The organism is Marinobacter sp., assembly GCF_046484525.1.
GTDB lineage: Bacteria > Pseudomonadota > Gammaproteobacteria > Pseudomonadales > Oleiphilaceae > Marinobacter.
Genome location: NZ_JAWOIS010000063.1, coordinates 91,963 through 107,407 on the forward strand (window position 1 = coordinate 91,963; position 15,445 = coordinate 107,407).

Here is a 15,445-nt window from a genome sequence, read left to right on the forward strand (position 1 = left end):
ATGAACGCAACGACCGGAGCCGGGTGAAATGAAAGGCATGGGAATGATGCCGCAGCAGCGGAAAAAGCCGATGTCGGAAATCAACGTGGTTCCCTACATCGACGTGATGCTGGTGTTGCTGGTGATTTTCATGGTTACCGCGCCCATGCTGACTCAGGGCGTGAAAGTGGATTTGCCGGAAACCACATCAGACCCCATCCAGTCTGACAAGGATGTGGAGTCGATCGTGGTCTCAGTGGACACCAACGGTGCCTACTTCATGGAAATCGGTGATGAGAGCAGTGATCCCATGTCCCTGGGAGAGGTGCGTGAACGGGTGGCGAAAATCCTGTCTCAACGCCCCAATGGTGAGGTCCTGGTGCGAGGTGATGAACATGTGGAGTACGGCATGGTGGTGCGTCTGATGGCGGAGTTGCAGGGTGCCGGTGCCACCAGCATCGGATTGATCACCGAACCATCCCCGGATGAGAAGTGAGTCAGGAAAGCGGGGAGCTGTTGTGACGAATCAGGATCACAGGGTAATCAGTACCGGAACGCCGCCGTGGAAATCGCCGGTCGCCCTGTCGGTGTTTTTTCACCTGCTCATTGTGGTGGTTGCGTTGGCCGGTTGGTCCTGGACCAGCCCTGTTGATGAACCGCCACCCCGAAGTATTTCGGCGCGTCTGATCACCCAGCAGCAGCCGGAGCCACGCCCGGTGGTGGAGCCGGATGATCAGCCGGATCGCGACCAGCAGCGCCGTGCTGAAGAGGAAGAGCGGAAAAAGGCGGAAGCCGAGGCTGAACGTCGTCGCCAGGAAGAAGAGGCGCGCAGAATCGCGGAGCAGAAGGCCCGGGAAGAGGAGGCCCGTCGAAAGGCGGAGGACGAGCGCAAGAAACAGGAAGCCCTGGCCAGGGAACGGGAACAGGCAAAAGCCCGGGAAGCCGCCCGTCAGAAGGCCGAGGCGGAAGCCAAAGAGCGCGAGCGGCAGAAAGCCGAGGAGGAGCGCAAGCGCAAGCAAGCAGAACGCGAGAAGGCCGAAGAGGAGCAGCGGCGGCTGGAAGAGCAGCGTAAGCAGGAAGAAGCCGAGCGTCGGCGTCAGGAAGAAGAGGCCCGCAAGGAAATCGAACGCAAGCGCCTGGAGGCAGAACGGCGCCTGAAGGAGCAGCAGCTTGAAGCCCTGGCTGATGAATCCCGCAAGGCGAAGGAGGCGGAAGCCCGCCGGCAGCAGCAGGCCGCCGCGGCCCGAGCCAAGGAAGCACAGATGCTGTCCGAAAGCGAAAAGTATCAGGCGCTGATCCGGGAACGGCTGAGCCAGGCCTGGTACCCGCCATCCTCGGCGACGGAAGAAATGACTGCGAGGCTGCAGATAACACTGTTGCCGACGGGTGAACTGGCCAGCGTCAAACTTGTCAGCAGCAGCGGCAATACCGCGTTCGATAACTCGGCCCTGAGTGCGGTACGCTCATTGAATCGGTATCCGATACCGGATGAAAGGGAAACCTTCGAGCGTTATTTCCGTCAGTTCACTATTGAGTTCAACCCGCGCCGGTTGAGATAAGGAAACAGGAAAGATCATGACAAAGCGGACCTGGACGACCTCACACAAAGCCGTGGCCGCCGCGCTGGCTGCCCTGATCATGCTGGCAAGCGGGGCGCGTGCCGAGCTGCTCATTCGAATCACGGAAGGTGCTGATGCCGCCCTTCCGATCTCCGTGGTGCCATTCGCGGAAAGCGGTGCGATTCCGCCCGGGGACAAGGTGGCCAGTATTGTCCGGGATGATCTTGCCATGAGCGGGGAGTTCCGGTCGCTGACCCCCGAGAAAATGCTGAGCCTGCCCTCCCGTCGGGAGGAGGTTTACTTCCGGGACTGGCGCATGCTCGGCCAGAGGTATGTCCTCGTCGGTGAACTGAGCCGGAACGGCGATCGGGTCGTTGCCCGCTATGAATTGTTCGACGTTAACCAGGAAAAACGTATTCTCGGCGAAACCGCGGCTGCATCGGTCAATGGTATTCGCACGCTTGGCCATCACATCAGTGACAAGGTGTATGAGGCGATTACCGGTGTTCCGGGGGCGTTTTCCACCAAACTGGCGTACATCACCCTCGACACTTTCAATAGCAAGCCCCGGTACCGCCTGCAGGTCAGTGATGTAGACGGCAAGCGTGCACGGATCCGACTGGAAAGCCAGGAACCGATCCTGTCACCGGCCTGGTCGCCGGATGGAAAACGGCTGGCCTATGTCTCCTTCGAAACCGGCAGGCCAGCCATCTATATTCACGAGCTGTCCTCCGGCCAGCGCACCAAGGTGGCCGATTTCAAAGGCCTCAATTCTGCGCCGGCCTGGTCCGAAGACGGTCGCTCTTTGTTGATGACGCTGTCCAAGGACGGTAACGCAGAGGTCTACCGGATGGACCTGGCGAGCAGGCAACTGACCAAGCTCACCAATCACTGGGCAATCGATACCGAGGCAACTTACGACCATTCAGGCGATGGCATTTTCTTTACCTCGGATCGCTCCGGCGGACCACAGATCTATCATATGAAATCGCCTGGCGCAGAGCCCCGCCGCATTACCTTTGGTAGTCGCTATAACGCGCGGCCGCGGCCGGACATCACCGGGGACTACGTTTATTACGTGCACCAGAGAAACAGCGCGTTCCATATTGCCCGAACCAACCTGAAGAACGGTGAGGAGACGGTCCTGACCCGGACCGAATCCGATGAATCACCGAGTGTATCACCCAATGGCCGCATGCTGATCTATGCCACCAAACAGAGTGGTAACAGTGTGCTGACCGTGATCTCGGCCGATGGCGGAGCAGCATACAGCCTGCCGGCATCGGAAGGAGATGTTCGTGAACCCGCCTGGGGACCAATCGTTAACTGAACGGCCCGGGCTCTTGAAAGTACTCAATCAACTCAAGCCATCGAAAGGAAATGAATATGAAACTGTCTATGCATACCAAAGTTCTCGCCATGCTGCTTTCCGCAGGCCTGTTTGCCGGCTGTAGTTCTACCGGTGAAACCATGGATGAGGGCGGTTACGGCTCCGATGTTGCTGCGGTAGACCAGGATGGCTCCAGCGTTTACGGCGGTGACGACGAAGGCGGTGTGTCCTCGTCCGCGTTGACCGAAGAAGAGCGCATGGCGGCGGAAGAGCGCGCCAAGATGGAAGCCCTGCGTGACATCACCACCTTCTACTTCGATTTCGACACCGCCGAGATCAAACCGGAAGCCCGTGACGTGCTGATGGCCCACGCGCAGTACCTGGCCAACAACCCGGGCCAGAACGTTCGCCTGGAAGGCCATGCCGACGAGCGTGGTACCAAGGAATACAACCTGGCCCTGGGTGAGCGTCGTGCCAACGCCGTGCAGCGGTTCCTGATCGTCAACGGTGCTTCACGTGGCCAGATCGAAACCGTAAGCTATGGTGAAGAAAAGCCGGCGGTCATGGGCTCGTCTGAAAGTGCGTGGGCGCAAAACCGTCGGGTAGAACTGGTTTTCGATTGAACCGCTAACTGACAAAACGGGTGTATCCATGAGAAAACGACTCGTGGCGTTACTGCTGGTTCCACTTGCGCTTGCGCAGGTGGGCCCGGTGCAGGCGCAATCTTCCGCACCGGCCCAGAGAAGTTCCTCTGGCAACCAGGCGACCGCAGAATTGTTCTATATGATTCAGCAGCTCCAGCAGGAGGTGCGCAGGTTGCAGGGGCAGGTGGAAGAGCAGCAGCACATGATCACCCGTTTGCAGGAGCAGGGCCGCGATCGCTACATCGATTTGGACCAGCGCATTCTTGATCTGTCCGAGAAGATGGCGAGCCAGCGGGAACCGGCGCCGGCTTCGTCGTCTGCTCCCGCTGATGGTGGCGGGCAGGCGGTGGAAACCCGCGAATATCGCCAGCCCGGGGATGAGGAGCGTAAGGCCTATAACGAGATCCAGGATCTGATCCGGAACCAGAAAGCCTACGACCAGGCCATTACCCGATTGTACGAGTTTATCGACAAGTATCCAGAAGGGGACCTGACGGTGAACGCGTACTACTGGCTGGGTGAGGTCTACCTGGTCAAGCCGCAGCTGGAGCAGGCAAAACAGGCTTTCACCATTGTGGCGACCCGTTTTCCGGACCATCGAAAGGCGCCGGATGCGGTGTACAAGCTGGGTGTGACTCTGGATCGTCTGGGCGAATCGGACGAGGCTCGCCGGCGCATGCAGAGCGTCGTTGATGATTATCCGAACAGCAGTGCGGCGGAGCTGGCGAAGAAGTTCCTTTCCTCTGCAAACGGTTAATCCGACTCAGGAAAAAAATCCGGGGAATACTCCAGAAAAGGGTTGATCACCGGAAAAATATCAGTACTATATGCGCCTCGTTTGGGTCGTTAGCTCAGTTGGTAGAGCAGTTGGCTTTTAACCAATTGGTCGAAGGTTCGAATCCTTCACGACCCACCAAATTCCGGGTATTGTTCGTTTGAGCTCGAGCGGTATCGATCAGGTAAACCAACTGATCACCAGTCAAGGGTCGTTAGCTCAGTTGGTAGAGCAGTTGGCTTTTAACCAATTGGTCGAAGGTTCGAATCCTTCACGACCCACCAAATAACAGGATCTCCCGGGTCCTGGGAAAAAAGAGCCTTCGGGCTCTTTTTTTTTGCCTCTAAGATCCCACTTATAGTCCGAGAGTGGTCAAAGTTTGTTTTCAGGGGTGTGACGCTGACGTTGCGAGCCCATGAAAACAGTGGCCGAGGTGATATACTTCGGTGGTTAACGCAACACAGAGATGCAGGAATGACACGAGCAGAAGACCGTATCCTTGTTCAGGAGCACCTGGCCCACCAAGCGGAGCCCAAGCCTTTGAGTGAGAGCGAGAAAACGGAACTCGAGGCCCGAATCAAGGAGGAGCTCAAGGCCAGGGATGCCGTGCTCGTTGCTCATTACTACACCGATCCGGATATCCAGCGCCTGGCGGAAGAAACCGGGGGTTGCGTGGCGGATTCCCTGGAGATGGCCCGTTTTGGCAATCAGCATCCGGCGTCCACGGTCGTTGTGGCAGGTGTCCGGTTCATGGGTGAGACCGCCAAGATCCTCAATCCCGAGAAGAAAGTCCTGATGCCGACTTTGGAGGCGACCTGCTCCCTGGATGTCGGCTGCCCGGCCGACGAATTTGCCGAGTTCTGTGACCAGCACCCGGACCGGACAGTGGTGGTGTATGCGAACACCTCGGCGGCGGTGAAGGCGAGGGCGGACTGGGTGGTGACCTCAAGTTGCGCCCAGGCCATCGTCGAGGACCTGGATGCCCGTGGCGAGAAGATTCTCTGGGCTCCGGACAAGCACTTGGGGCACTATGTGCAGAAGACCACCGGAGCTGACATGCTGCTCTGGGACGGCTCATGCATCGTCCACGAAGAATTCAAGTACCGTGGTCTTGAGGATCTCAAGGCTTTGTACCCGGACGCTGCCGTGCTGGTGCATCCGGAATCGCCGGATGCGGTGGTGGAAATGGCCGATGTGGTGGGCTCCACCTCCCAATTGATCCATGCGGTTCAGACACTGCCCAACCAGGAGTTCATTGTTGCCACGGACAACGGCATCTTTTACAAGATGCAACAGCTGGCCCCCAACAAGACGCTCATCGAGGCGCCCACCGCCGGTAACGGCGCTACCTGCCGAAGCTGTGCCCATTGTCCCTGGATGGCGATGAATGGCCTTGAGAACCTGCTGCACGTGCTGCAGACCGGCAGTCAGGAAGTGCTGGTGGATCCGGAATTGCGGGAGAGGGCCCTGAAGCCGCTGAAGCGCATGTTGGAGTTCACCGCCAACATGAATCTCAAGGCCGCAGGCAACGCCTGATTGGCTGGCACCCGGTGCCCGGTCAGCTGTTGCGCTGAACCTGCAGCTGCCGGGTAATTTCCGCCAGTCTTTCCGTGACCGCCTGGCGCTGGGGCGAACCGGCCGGCAGTTTTTCCTGGGCTTGGCGGAGCTGGCGCTGGGCGGACTCCAGATCCCCCATCAGGGCATCATATTCGGCCCGGGCACGGTGCACGCCAACGATATTGCGTGCCATACCTTCCGCTTCCGCCAGCCGTGACCAGAGGTGTTCCTGCCCGGGCATCTGGCGAGTGAGCTCCCTCAGAAGGTCTGCAGCGGCAGCACCGTTTCCCGCTGTAATTTCGGTTCGCGCAAGAGTGTAGGTAATCGGGTAGTTGCCCGGGTTGCGGGCCAGGGCATCTGCAAGCAAGGACCGGGCTTCCCCGGTGTTGTTCCGGGCGTTGAGAACCTCGGCAAGGGTGACCTGCAGGGTGATCCGGCCCGGATTCTGTTCGAGCAGGTCTCGGAGCTCCTGCTCTGCCTTGTCCATCTGGTTGTTGGCCTGGTAAGCAACAGCAAGTCCGTACCGGATGGCATGGTTCCTCTTGGCGTCCGGGCGCTCGAGGTAGGACTCAAAGGTATCCACCGCAACATCCGGTGACGGGGAGTAATGCACCTGAAGGCGGCTGCGCACCAGGTGGTATTCCTGGCCGTCCTTTATCTCCAGCTGCGGATACTGCTCGGCCCGGTTGCGGGTATCGGCTACCCGGCTTTGGGTAAGGGGGTGAGTGGACAGGTATTCCGGGACCTGGTTTCCCTGCAGTCGGTTTTGCCGCATCATGATCTCAAACATTTCCGGCATCCCCCTCGGATCCATGCCGGCACTGGCAAGGATGTCCATGCCGACCCGGTCGGCTTCCTGCTCGTGGGATCGGCTGTATGCCAGCATGTTCTGCGCTGACAATGCCTGGGTGCCTGCAATGGCGGCGATGCCGATATCAGACTGGGTCACTGCCGACAATATGATCCCGGCAATCATGCCCGCGAGGGTCAGCGGTGCGCTGGTTTTCTGCTGTTCGACGCTGCGGGCAAAATGGCGTTGGCTCAGATGCGCCAGTTCGTGGGCGAGTACCGAGGCGAACTGCTGTTCCGTGGCCGCGTTAAGAAACAGTCCGCCATTAACGCCGACGATGCCTCCGGGAACCGCAAAGGCATTGAGTTGCGGGCTGTCTATCAGTGCCAGTGTCAGATCGCGGTTCTGCAGCGGGGCAGAGGGCACCAGTCGATAGATGATGGCACTGAGGTAGTCATACACCAACGGGTCGTTGATACGGGGTGCCGAGCGCCGGATAGAGACCATGACCTGTCGGCCGATCTCGGATTCCTGCTGGCCAGCGATCAACCCGCCACCGGTGCCTCCAATACTCGGAAGAGATGTCTCCTGGGCGGCGGCAGGGGAGTTTGTCAGCAAGGCCGTAAGTGTGAAGACTGCTGCTTTCAGGATCCCCCGGGCGGAGGTTTTTTGGCCATGATCGAGTTTCATGTACTGCAAGTTGCCTCTGGTTTGGACTGCCGCTTGGACAGTGTCTTACCCTGAAAAGTTCTGAATATGAGATTACCAGCTATTGGGATGCAATACCCGGCATCTCGCGGCATAATGCCGCGTTGTCAATTCCACTGATTGTGATGGTGCGTCTACATTATGGCTGACCGTACACTGGATGCTTCCGGGCTGCGCTGTCCGATGCCTCTGCTGAAAACCAAGCTCGAGCTCAACGGGATGTCGCCCGGTGAGGAACTGGAGGTTATTGCTACCGATTCAGGCTCGGCCCGGGATATTCCGGCATTCCTCGCCTTGTCCACCCACACGTTGGTCAGTTCCACCGAGGCCGATGGCGAATACCGGTTTGTGATAAAGTGCGGCGGTTAACCTATCGGAGACGTTGATGGTCAGGATTTTACGCGGTCTTGCGCACAAATACTTTTCAGATGAAGAAGCTGTCATCCTCTCGCTTATCCTGGTGGCGGGAACGGTGTTTATCATCTGGTTCGGTGCCATGCTGGCGCCGGCCATCGCTTCCCTGATCATTGCCTTCATCCTCCAGGGTCTGGTAACCAAACTCAACAAGCTGGGAATACCGGAATTTCTTGCCATCATCGGGGTTTTCCTGGTGTTTCTGGGGGTTCTGGTGGGCTTCCTGTTCGGCCTCCTGCCACTGGTCTGGACCCAGGTCACCAACCTGGCCGGCGAGGCGCCGCGCATCATCCGGGAAATGCAGTCCTACCTTGAACTGCTGCCCGATCAGTATCCGCAGCTGATTTCCGCGGAAGCCGTGAACGCTCTGTACCAACAGGTTTCCACGGAAGTGGGGCAGCTGACCCAGTGGCTGGTTTCCTTCTCCCTTTCCAGTATTCCGGATCTGGTGGCCCTGCTGATCTATATGGTGCTCGTGCCCATTCTTGTGTTCTTCTTCCTGAAGGACAAGGAAGTGCTGCTCGGAGCCATCGCCCGTCTGCTGCCTCCGCAGCGCCCGCTAATGCTGAAAATCTGGCGGGAGGTCAACCTGCAGTGCGCGAACTACGTGCGGGGCAAGGCGGTGGAGATCCTCATCGTGGGCGGGGCTACGTATATTGCCTTCAAACTGCTGGGGATGCCTTATGCGGCGCTGTTATCACTGTTGGTGGGCCTGAGCGTAGTGATTCCCTATATCGGCGCTGCGGTGGTAACCATTCCGGTGGCTATGATCGGGCTGTTTGCCTTTGGCTGGGGCACTCATTTTATCTGGGTGATGGTGGTGTACGGTGTCATTCAGGCGCTGGACGGTAACGTGCTGGTGCCGCTTCTGTTCTCCGAGGTCAATAACCTGCATCCCGTGGCCATTATCGTTGCGGTCCTGTTCTTTGGTGGTATCTGGGGGCTGTGGGGTGTCTTCTTCGCCATTCCGCTGGCAACCTTGCTTAAAGCGGTGTTTGCCGCCTGGCCGGTGAAGGACGTCGTACCTCCACCGACCGATGAGCTGGCCTGAGCTTCTGTCAGAGGGCCTTGACCGCCTCCAGTACTTCGTTGGCGTGGCCCTCGACCTTGACGCCGCGCCACTCTTTCCGGAGCACACCTTCCTTGTCGATCAGAAAGGTGCTGCGTTCGATCCCGAGATGCTCCTTGCCATACAGCTTCTTCAGCTTGATAACGCCAAACAGTTTGCACAGGGCTTCGTCCTTGTCTGAAATCAGGTGAAACGGGAACTCGTGTTTGCTCCGGAAATTTTCATGGGCCTTGAGGCCGTCCCGGGATACACCGAAAATCTCGGTGTCCAGTTCCACAAACTGTTTCATCCGGTCCCGGAAATCCTGGCCTTCGGTGGTGCAACCGGGCGTGTTGTCCTTGGGGTAAAAATAGATCACAACATTCTGACTGCGAAGATCAGAGAGTCGGATTGTTTGATCACCGGTCGCCGGCGCTTCAAAATCGGGGACGGGCTTGTTTAATTCGACGGATGACATGACATCTCCTTTAATTCCCTTGTGTCAGTTCGAACCCAACATTACCATATCGGTTTTATTCGGACGGAGCTTTTATGATTACGGGTAGCCTTGTCGCAATGGTCACGCCCATGCATCCAAGCGGTGACATCCACTGGGAGGAGCTGGACAAACTGGTGGACTTTCACATTGAGAACGGCACGCACGGCATCGTCGCCGTGGGCACCACCGGTGAATCCGCAACCCTGGACCCGGAAGAGCACTGCCAGGCCATTGGCCGGATCATAAAACGTGTCGATGGAAGGATTCCTGTCATCGCCGGTACTGGCGGTAACAGCACCCGTGAAGCCATCGAGCTGACCACCGAAGCCTATAAGCTCGGAGCGGATGCCTGCCTGCTGGTGGTTCCGTATTACAACAAGCCGACCCAGGAAGGCCTGTATCAGCATTTCAAGGCGATTGCCGAGGCGGTGCCGGGCATGAACCAGATGCTGTACAACGTTCCCGGCCGGACAGCCTGTGACATGCTCAATGAGACAGTCCTGCGCCTGGCGGATATTCCGAACATTGTGGCTATCAAGGATGCTACCGGCAACATTCCCCGTGGCGCTGAATTGATCAAGGCGCTCGAAGGTCGTCTCGCGGTCTATTCCGGGGACGATGCCACCGCTGCCGAGCTGATGCTGGCTGGCGGCAAGGGCAATGTCTCGGTGACAGCGAACGTGGCACCGAAATCCATGGCGCAGCTGTGCGAGGCAGCTATTGCCGGTAATCGGGAAGAAACCGAACGGTTGAACGAGCTGCTGATGCCGCTGAACCGCAAGTTGTTCCTTGAAGCCAATCCGATTCCGGTAAAATGGGCACTGCATCGCATGGGGATGATCAGCGCGGGTATCCGTCTGCCGCTGACACCGTTGAGCGAGAAGTTCCACGCGGAAGTGGAAGAAGCCCTGAAAGCCTCAGGCGTGCTCTGAGCTTGCTGAAATCGTCCCTGAACCGGAGTAGCCCGATGCAGGTTCTTTCAGGAACCCGTTCCCCCCATTTTTACAGATCGATCCTTGCTGCGTCCGGGCTGTTGCTGTTGGCAACAGTCACAGGCTGCAGCCTGCTGGTAGACCGTTCCGAGCGGTACGTTGATGCCAAAGAAGGCACTCCGCTGGAACTTCCTGAAAGCGCGGATAAGTCCCGCTTCAGCCAGGTCATGCCGATCCGCGAGATCAATACCGCCGAGTCCGGGAAGATGTATCCGTCCGATATTCCCCAGCCGCCGGATATGACCTCCGAGATCCTCCAGGAAAACTACGTGATCGAGGAGCTTGATGGCCGCATCTGGCTGCTGGTGAATGACGTTCCCGGGCGGCTCTGGCCACAGGCTGCCGCTTACATGAATGAGCGGGGTCTGGGTGTTGCCTACGACAGCCCCCAATTGGGCCTGTTGCAGAGTGAGGTGGCCAATTTCAGCAAGCAGGCGCGGCAGCTGGTAGGCCTGACCAACCAGGCATCGACTGACGAACCGATGACCATCGTCCAGATGCGCATGGCACCGGGTATCCGCCGCAAGACGACTGAAATCCAGGTGCGCCGGGTAGAGCGCTCCGACCGGCCGGGAGAGCTGCTGCCCTGGCAGGGGATTACGAATCCCCCGGCTGAGGCCGTGGCCCTGCAAAAGGAACTGCTTGCCGATCTCGGAACGTTCCTGAAAGCCAGGGAGGAGAGCAAATCGTTCTCCAGAGCGGCGTCGGACATGACCAGTGACCCGCTCGTGAATCTGCAATCCGAGAACGAGCAAGCCGTCGCCATCCGGATGGACCTGGATTATGGCCGCTCCTGGGCAGAAGCCAATCGTGCCCTGGAAGAAGCCAAAATCCCGGTTATCGACCTGAACCGGAGTGCAGGCTGGCTTTATGTCGGCTTCCGCACAGAGGATGAGAAGGAATCAGGCTGGTTTGACTGGTTCAGTGATCAGGAAAAACCACGGCATACCCATACCGTGACCCTGGAAGAGCGCGACGGCGCGGTATTTATTGAGGCTGAGCGGCTTGAGAGCTATGACGGCGAGCACACGGCATCTGATCTGCTCAACCGACTCTTTGAATACCTTTACTGATTGAATGGGGGTGCCCGGTGCATCCCCTCCGGAGATTTCAATGGAAAAGCGCGAAGAACTCTACGCAGGCAAGGCCAAATCCGTATACCGCACCGACGACCCCGAGCGTTTCGTGATGGTCTTCCGGGACGACACCTCGGCGTTTGATGGCCAGAAGAAAGAGCAGCTTAACCGCAAAGGCATGGTTAACAACAAGTTCAATGCCTTCATCATGGAGAAACTCGAAGCGGCGGGCATCCCCACCCACTTCGAGGGGCTGCTTTCGGACACCGAATCCCTGGTCAAGAAACTGGATATGATTCCGGTGGAGTGCGTGGTACGGAACATTTCTGCTGGCAGCCTGTGCCGCCGGCTGGGCGTGGAAGAAGGCCAAGAGCTGAATCCGCCGACCTTCGAACTGTTCCTGAAGAACGACGAGCTGCACGATCCCATGGTCAACGAATCCCTCGCCGAGACCTTCGGCTGGGCGACCGCAGAGGAGCTCGCGCGAATGAAGGAACTGACCTACAAGGTCAATGACGTGCTCGAGAAACTGTTCAATAACGCTGGTATGTTACTGGTGGATTACAAGCTGGAATTCGGCCGCAGCGGAGGCGAGATCGTCCTCGGCGACGAATTCAGCCCTGACGGCTGCCGCATCTGGGACAAGGAAACCCGCAAGAAGATGGACAAGGACCGGTTCCGCCAGGGGCTCGGGGAGGTGATCGAGACCTATGAAGAAGTGGGTCACCGCCTCGGCATCCAGTTCGACTGAATCGCAATCAATACAAAAACCATCAGAAGGTTATCTTATGCGTAAACTGATCCTTGCAATAGGCGGTACCGTGGCCTTGGCCGCGCCGCTGGCCAATGCAGATGTCGTCGGCGTTGGTGCGAATATCAGCTACTGGGACTCCGACCTTACCGGTAAGGTGGTTAACAAGGGGTCTGCCGTTGATATCGAGAACGATCTGAACCTCGACAGCGACAGCAATGCCAATTTCACCGCCTATCTTGAGCATCCGGTACCGGTGCTGCCCAATGTGCGGGTGAACTATACCAGCATCTCCCAGAATGGCAGTGGTCAGATCAGGCTGGAACAGTTTGATCAGATTCCCATCGGTGCAGACGTCAGCTCCGAGCTGGACCTGGATCAACTGGACGCAACCTTTTATTACGAAGTGCTGGACAACTGGGTCAACCTGGATCTCGGCCTGACCGCCCGCAAGCTGGATGGTGAGCTCGTTGTTCGTGATAAAGATGGTCTTTATCCGGTCAGCAAAACCACTGTTGAAGGCGTAATCCCGATGGGGTACGCAGCTGCCCGCTTCGACCTGCCTCTTACCGGTGTCTCTGTGGGAGGCGAGGGCAACCTGATCAGCTTCGACGGCGACTCCTTGCACGACTTCAATGTCTACGGTCAGTACGAACTGTCGCTGTTGCAGCTGCGTGCCGGCTACCGTCAGATGTCTATCGACTATGAAGATGAAGATGACAAAATGGATGTCGAGCTGTCCGGTCCTTTTGCCAGTGTCGGTCTGACGTTCTGATCGGTTACCGGCAAAATGGCTGAAAAGAGCGCTGCGGCGCTCTTTTTTTTGTGGTGTTGCCGGAACGGCCGATTCGGTAAACTTGGCAGCTCAGGACATGAACGTTTTATGGAGACTAGGCCTTGAAAATTCTCGTTACGGGAACCGCTGGATTCATCGGCTCACACCTGGCGCACCGCCTGCTGGATCGTGGTGACGAAGTGATCGGAGTTGATAACGTCAATGACTACTACGATGTGAACCTGAAGGAAGCGCGTCTGGAGCGGCTTACCTGCAAGCCAGGCTTCACCGAGATCCGTCAGGACGTTGCCGATCGCGCTGCCATGGAAGCCCTTTTCCGTGAGCACAAGCCCGAAAGAGTGGTGCACCTGGCGGCCCAGGCCGGGGTTCGTTACTCCATCGAGAACCCCCATGCCTACGTGGATGCCAACCTCGTTGGCTTCATGAACATCCTTGAAGGCTGTCGTCATAACGATGTGAAGCATCTGGTCTACGCTTCCAGTAGTTCGGTATACGGTGCCAATGAGACGATGCCGTTCTCGGTACACGACAACGTCGACCACCCCCTGAGCCTGTATGCTGCCTCCAAGAAGGCCAACGAGCTGATGGCCCATACCTACAGTCATCTGTATAACCTGCCCACCACCGGCCTGCGGTTCTTCACCGTTTATGGTCCCTGGGGCCGGCCGGATATGGCGCTGTTCATCTTCACCAGGAAGATCCTCGCCGGTGAACCGATCGATGTATTCAACCATGGCCACCACCGCCGGGATTTCACGTATATTGATGACATCGTCGAAGGCGTGATCCGAACCCTGGACCACGTCGCCGAGCCCAACACAGACTGGCGCGGCGAGCGCCCGGATCCGGGCACCAGCAAGGCGCCTTACCGGCTCTACAACATCGGCAGCAACAATCCGGTAGAGCTGTCCCGTTTTATCGAGATCATTGAAGAGCGCATTGGCAAAAAGGCGGAGAAAAACCTGCTGCCCTTGCAGCCGGGTGATGTGCCCGCTACTTACGCCAATGTCGACGACCTCATCGAAGATGTGGGTTATAAACCCTCGACCACCGTGGAGAAGGGCATTGCCAACTTCGTGGACTGGTATCGGGATTTTTACAAGGTCTGAGTTCGCCAGAGATACCGAAGACCGGCTCCATTGCCGGCTTTTTGCTATTTGGGCAACTGGTTCAGCGTGTTGAGCCGTCCTGGCAGTTCCAGTTTGACAGGGCGTCGGAAAATCGGGCACTCGAATTCCAGAAGCCAGGCGAGCAGCTGTAGGGGAAGTGGGTCGGCGTTGCCATAGAGCCGGTCACCCACGATAGGGTGGCCGATGCCGGCCAGGTGGCGGCGGATCTGATGCTTGCGGCCGGTTTCGATCCGGACCCTGAGCAACGTGCTCTGTTGTTGCTCATCCAGTGCCAGAGTAGTGATGTGGCTGGTGGACGATTTTCCTTCCACGGGTGCGTCGATGATTCGGTCTTTGGCCTCCAGTAATCCCGTCACCCGTGCCTGATACACCTTGGTAACCGATCTCCCCGAGAATAACTGTGATAATGCCCCGGCGGCCTTGGCATCATGGGCTATCAGCATCAATCCGGCTGCGTCTGCATCCAGACGGTGAATCAGGAAGCAGGGCTTTTTCAATGATACCTCCGCCCACCGCAACAGGCTGCAGTGGTCTCCCCACTGGGAGCCCTGGGCCAGCATGCCATGGGGTTTGAACCACACCGAGTAACGGCCGAAGTCCTCCAGAAGCTCCGCCGGCTCCGGTTTTCGCCCCAGGACGGCGTCATGGTAGAACAGTTGCAATCGTGTGCCCGCGTTCACATCCCGCTTGGCCTTTCGCAGGCGAACCTGCTTGCCCTTGACCGTCCACCAGCAGGCTCCCTTCGCCATGGCATCCTTGATGCGCTGTTTGGGCAAACCTGAGGCTTCCGCAAGTGCATCTACGGCGGTCTGGTCCTGGTCAAGAGTAAGGTCGACGGTGGTTCGCATGGTGTAAGCCAGGGCTCTGAACGGGGCTGATAATTCTCGGGATTATACTGGAAATTGCATACCATCCGGAGAAAACCGCCTGAGGTCTTGAGCGTAGTTACATTCAAATCCACGGAACAGGAGAGGGACCATGAGAACAATTCTGGCCGGAATCACGGCTTTGGCACTGGCCGGTTGCACCGGCGTACCCGAGGGTATTGAGCCGGTGACCGGGTTCGACACCCGGCGCTATCTGGGCACCTGGTATGAAATCGCCCGGCTGGATCACTCATTCGAGGAGGGCCTGAATAACGTCAGTGCCCGGTACAGCCTCAATGACGATGGCAGTATCGAGGTTATCAACCGGGGATACGATGCCGAGGCCGGCAAATGGAAGGAAGCGGATGGCCGGGCGGTGTTTGTAGAGGGAGAAAACACGGGTCATCTGAAAGTGTCTTTCTTCGGACCCTTCTACGCTTCCTATGTGGTCTTCGAGCTGGATAAGGAAGACTACTCCTACGCCTACGTGACCGGATATGACAAGGATTATCTGTGGTTCCTGTCACGCAC

The 15,445-nt window shown here is 57.9% G+C and carries 17 protein-coding genes and 2 tRNA genes; 16 read left to right on the forward strand and 3 right to left on the reverse strand.

All coding sequences use genetic code 11. From position 1 onward, the window contains the following. The first annotated feature begins 28 nt into the window (after positions 1 to 28). The 8 genes from tolR to nadA all read left to right on the forward strand — a co-directional run bounded on the left by tolR (position 29) and on the right by nadA (position 5,823). Complete coding sequence (gene tolR, locus R6W86_RS14115) at positions 29 to 475, forward strand: protein TolR (protein ID WP_410329999.1); 447 nt, start codon at positions 29 to 31, stop codon at positions 473 to 475. A 22-nt stretch (positions 476 to 497) separates the two neighbouring features. Further along, entirely contained in the window at positions 498 to 1,538 is a 1,041-nt protein-coding gene (gene tolA, locus R6W86_RS14120; RefSeq protein ID WP_410330000.1) for a cell envelope integrity protein TolA, read from the forward strand. Between the two features lie 16 nt (positions 1,539 to 1,554). Continuing rightward, positions 1,555 to 2,868: a Tol-Pal system beta propeller repeat protein TolB gene (gene tolB / locus R6W86_RS14125; protein ID WP_410330001.1), complete on the forward strand. Its 1,314-nt coding sequence runs from the start codon at positions 1,555 to 1,557 to the stop codon at positions 2,866 to 2,868. 56 nt (positions 2,869 to 2,924) lie between these two features. Next, the gene (gene pal / locus R6W86_RS14130) at positions 2,925 to 3,491 is read left to right on the forward strand and encodes a peptidoglycan-associated lipoprotein Pal (protein WP_410330002.1); all 567 of its coding nucleotides are present in this window, start codon (positions 2,925 to 2,927) and stop codon (positions 3,489 to 3,491) included. Between the two features lie 28 nt (positions 3,492 to 3,519). Continuing rightward, positions 3,520 to 4,269, forward strand: a complete 750-nt coding sequence (gene ybgF / locus R6W86_RS14135; RefSeq protein WP_410330003.1) for a tol-pal system protein YbgF — start codon at positions 3,520 to 3,522, stop codon at positions 4,267 to 4,269. Positions 4,270 to 4,352: 83 nt separating this feature from the next. Further along, positions 4,353 to 4,428, forward strand: a tRNA-Lys gene (locus tag R6W86_RS14140). 67 nt (positions 4,429 to 4,495) lie between these two features. Then, a tRNA-Lys gene (locus tag R6W86_RS14145) sits at positions 4,496 to 4,571 on the forward strand. Positions 4,572 to 4,761: 190 nt separating this feature from the next. Further along, positions 4,762 to 5,823: a quinolinate synthase NadA gene (gene nadA, locus R6W86_RS14150; protein ID WP_410330004.1), complete on the forward strand. Its 1,062-nt coding sequence runs from the start codon at positions 4,762 to 4,764 to the stop codon at positions 5,821 to 5,823. A 22-nt stretch (positions 5,824 to 5,845) separates the two neighbouring features. Here the strand turns inward: nadA and R6W86_RS14155 are convergent, their stop codons facing one another. After that, entirely contained in the window at positions 5,846 to 7,324 is a 1,479-nt protein-coding gene (locus R6W86_RS14155) for a M48 family metalloprotease (RefSeq protein ID WP_410330018.1), read from the reverse strand. A 159-nt stretch (positions 7,325 to 7,483) separates the two neighbouring features. Between R6W86_RS14155 and R6W86_RS14160 the strand changes: the two genes are divergently transcribed. Together R6W86_RS14160 and R6W86_RS14165 are read left to right on the forward strand one after the other, a co-directional pair. Then, the gene (locus tag R6W86_RS14160) at positions 7,484 to 7,711 is read left to right on the forward strand and encodes a sulfurtransferase TusA family protein (RefSeq protein WP_410330005.1); all 228 of its coding nucleotides are present in this window, start codon (positions 7,484 to 7,486) and stop codon (positions 7,709 to 7,711) included. Between the two features lie 16 nt (positions 7,712 to 7,727). Next, entirely contained in the window at positions 7,728 to 8,807 is a 1,080-nt protein-coding gene (locus R6W86_RS14165) for an AI-2E family transporter (protein ID WP_410330006.1), read from the forward strand. A 7-nt stretch (positions 8,808 to 8,814) separates the two neighbouring features. On the opposite strand, the gene R6W86_RS14170 is transcribed toward R6W86_RS14165, so the two are convergent. Continuing rightward, the gene (locus tag R6W86_RS14170; RefSeq protein WP_410330007.1) at positions 8,815 to 9,282 is read right to left on the reverse strand and encodes a peroxiredoxin; all 468 of its coding nucleotides are present in this window, start codon (positions 9,280 to 9,282) and stop codon (positions 8,815 to 8,817) included. A gap of 74 nt (positions 9,283 to 9,356) precedes the next feature. Here R6W86_RS14170 and dapA point away from each other — a divergent pair, with 74 nt between their 5' ends. The 5 genes from dapA (at position 9,357) to R6W86_RS14195 (ending at position 14,027) form a co-directional block, all read left to right on the forward strand. Next, entirely contained in the window at positions 9,357 to 10,235 is an 879-nt protein-coding gene (gene dapA / locus R6W86_RS14175) for a 4-hydroxy-tetrahydrodipicolinate synthase (RefSeq protein ID WP_410330008.1), read from the forward strand. Between the two features lie 107 nt (positions 10,236 to 10,342). Beyond that, positions 10,343 to 11,368: an outer membrane protein assembly factor BamC gene (gene bamC / locus R6W86_RS14180; protein WP_410330009.1), complete on the forward strand. Its 1,026-nt coding sequence runs from the start codon at positions 10,343 to 10,345 to the stop codon at positions 11,366 to 11,368. A gap of 40 nt (positions 11,369 to 11,408) precedes the next feature. Next, positions 11,409 to 12,122, forward strand: a complete 714-nt coding sequence (gene purC / locus R6W86_RS14185; RefSeq protein WP_410330010.1) for a phosphoribosylaminoimidazolesuccinocarboxamide synthase — start codon at positions 11,409 to 11,411, stop codon at positions 12,120 to 12,122. 37 nt (positions 12,123 to 12,159) lie between these two features. Continuing rightward, on the forward strand, positions 12,160 to 12,897 hold the full coding sequence (locus R6W86_RS14190) for a TIGR04219 family outer membrane beta-barrel protein (RefSeq protein ID WP_410330011.1): 738 nt from the start codon (positions 12,160 to 12,162) through the stop codon (positions 12,895 to 12,897). Positions 12,898 to 13,019: 122 nt separating this feature from the next. Beyond that, complete coding sequence (locus R6W86_RS14195; protein ID WP_410330012.1) at positions 13,020 to 14,027, forward strand: NAD-dependent epimerase; 1,008 nt, start codon at positions 13,020 to 13,022, stop codon at positions 14,025 to 14,027. A 44-nt stretch (positions 14,028 to 14,071) separates the two neighbouring features. On the opposite strand, the gene R6W86_RS14200 is transcribed toward R6W86_RS14195, so the two are convergent. Then, positions 14,072 to 14,896 carry an RluA family pseudouridine synthase gene (locus R6W86_RS14200; protein ID WP_410330013.1) on the reverse strand — a complete coding sequence of 275 codons (825 nt, stop codon included), beginning with the start codon at positions 14,894 to 14,896 and terminating at the stop codon, positions 14,072 to 14,074. Between the two features lie 130 nt (positions 14,897 to 15,026). On the opposite strand from R6W86_RS14200, the gene R6W86_RS14205 reads away from it, so the two are divergent. After that, positions 15,027 to 15,445, forward strand: a 419-nt coding sequence (locus R6W86_RS14205; protein WP_410330014.1) for a lipocalin family protein, incomplete at its 3' end; no start/stop codon positions are given.

Coding starts and splice junctions, on each gene's coding strand:
- R6W86_RS14155 (WP_410330018.1), bottom strand. CDS start 7,324: ATGAAACTCGATCATGGCCAAAAAACCTCCGCCCGGGGGATCCTGAAA.
- dapA (WP_410330008.1), top strand. CDS start 9,357: ATGATTACGGGTAGCCTTGTCGCAATGGTCACGCCCATGCATCCAAGC.
- R6W86_RS14190 (WP_410330011.1), top strand. CDS start 12,160: ATGCGTAAACTGATCCTTGCAATAGGCGGTACCGTGGCCTTGGCCGCG.
- ybgF (WP_410330003.1), top strand. CDS start 3,520: ATGAGAAAACGACTCGTGGCGTTACTGCTGGTTCCACTTGCGCTTGCG.
- R6W86_RS14200 (WP_410330013.1), bottom strand. CDS start 14,896: ATGCGAACCACCGTCGACCTTACTCTTGACCAGGACCAGACCGCCGTA.
- tolB (WP_410330001.1), top strand. CDS start 1,555: ATGACAAAGCGGACCTGGACGACCTCACACAAAGCCGTGGCCGCCGCG.
- tolR (WP_410329999.1), top strand. CDS start 29: ATGAAAGGCATGGGAATGATGCCGCAGCAGCGGAAAAAGCCGATGTCG.
- R6W86_RS14170 (WP_410330007.1), bottom strand. CDS start 9,282: ATGTCATCCGTCGAATTAAACAAGCCCGTCCCCGATTTTGAAGCGCCG.
- R6W86_RS14160 (WP_410330005.1), top strand. CDS start 7,484: ATGGCTGACCGTACACTGGATGCTTCCGGGCTGCGCTGTCCGATGCCT.
- nadA (WP_410330004.1), top strand. CDS start 4,762: ATGACACGAGCAGAAGACCGTATCCTTGTTCAGGAGCACCTGGCCCAC.
- R6W86_RS14165 (WP_410330006.1), top strand. CDS start 7,728: ATGGTCAGGATTTTACGCGGTCTTGCGCACAAATACTTTTCAGATGAA.
- pal (WP_410330002.1), top strand. CDS start 2,925: ATGAAACTGTCTATGCATACCAAAGTTCTCGCCATGCTGCTTTCCGCA.
- purC (WP_410330010.1), top strand. CDS start 11,409: ATGGAAAAGCGCGAAGAACTCTACGCAGGCAAGGCCAAATCCGTATAC.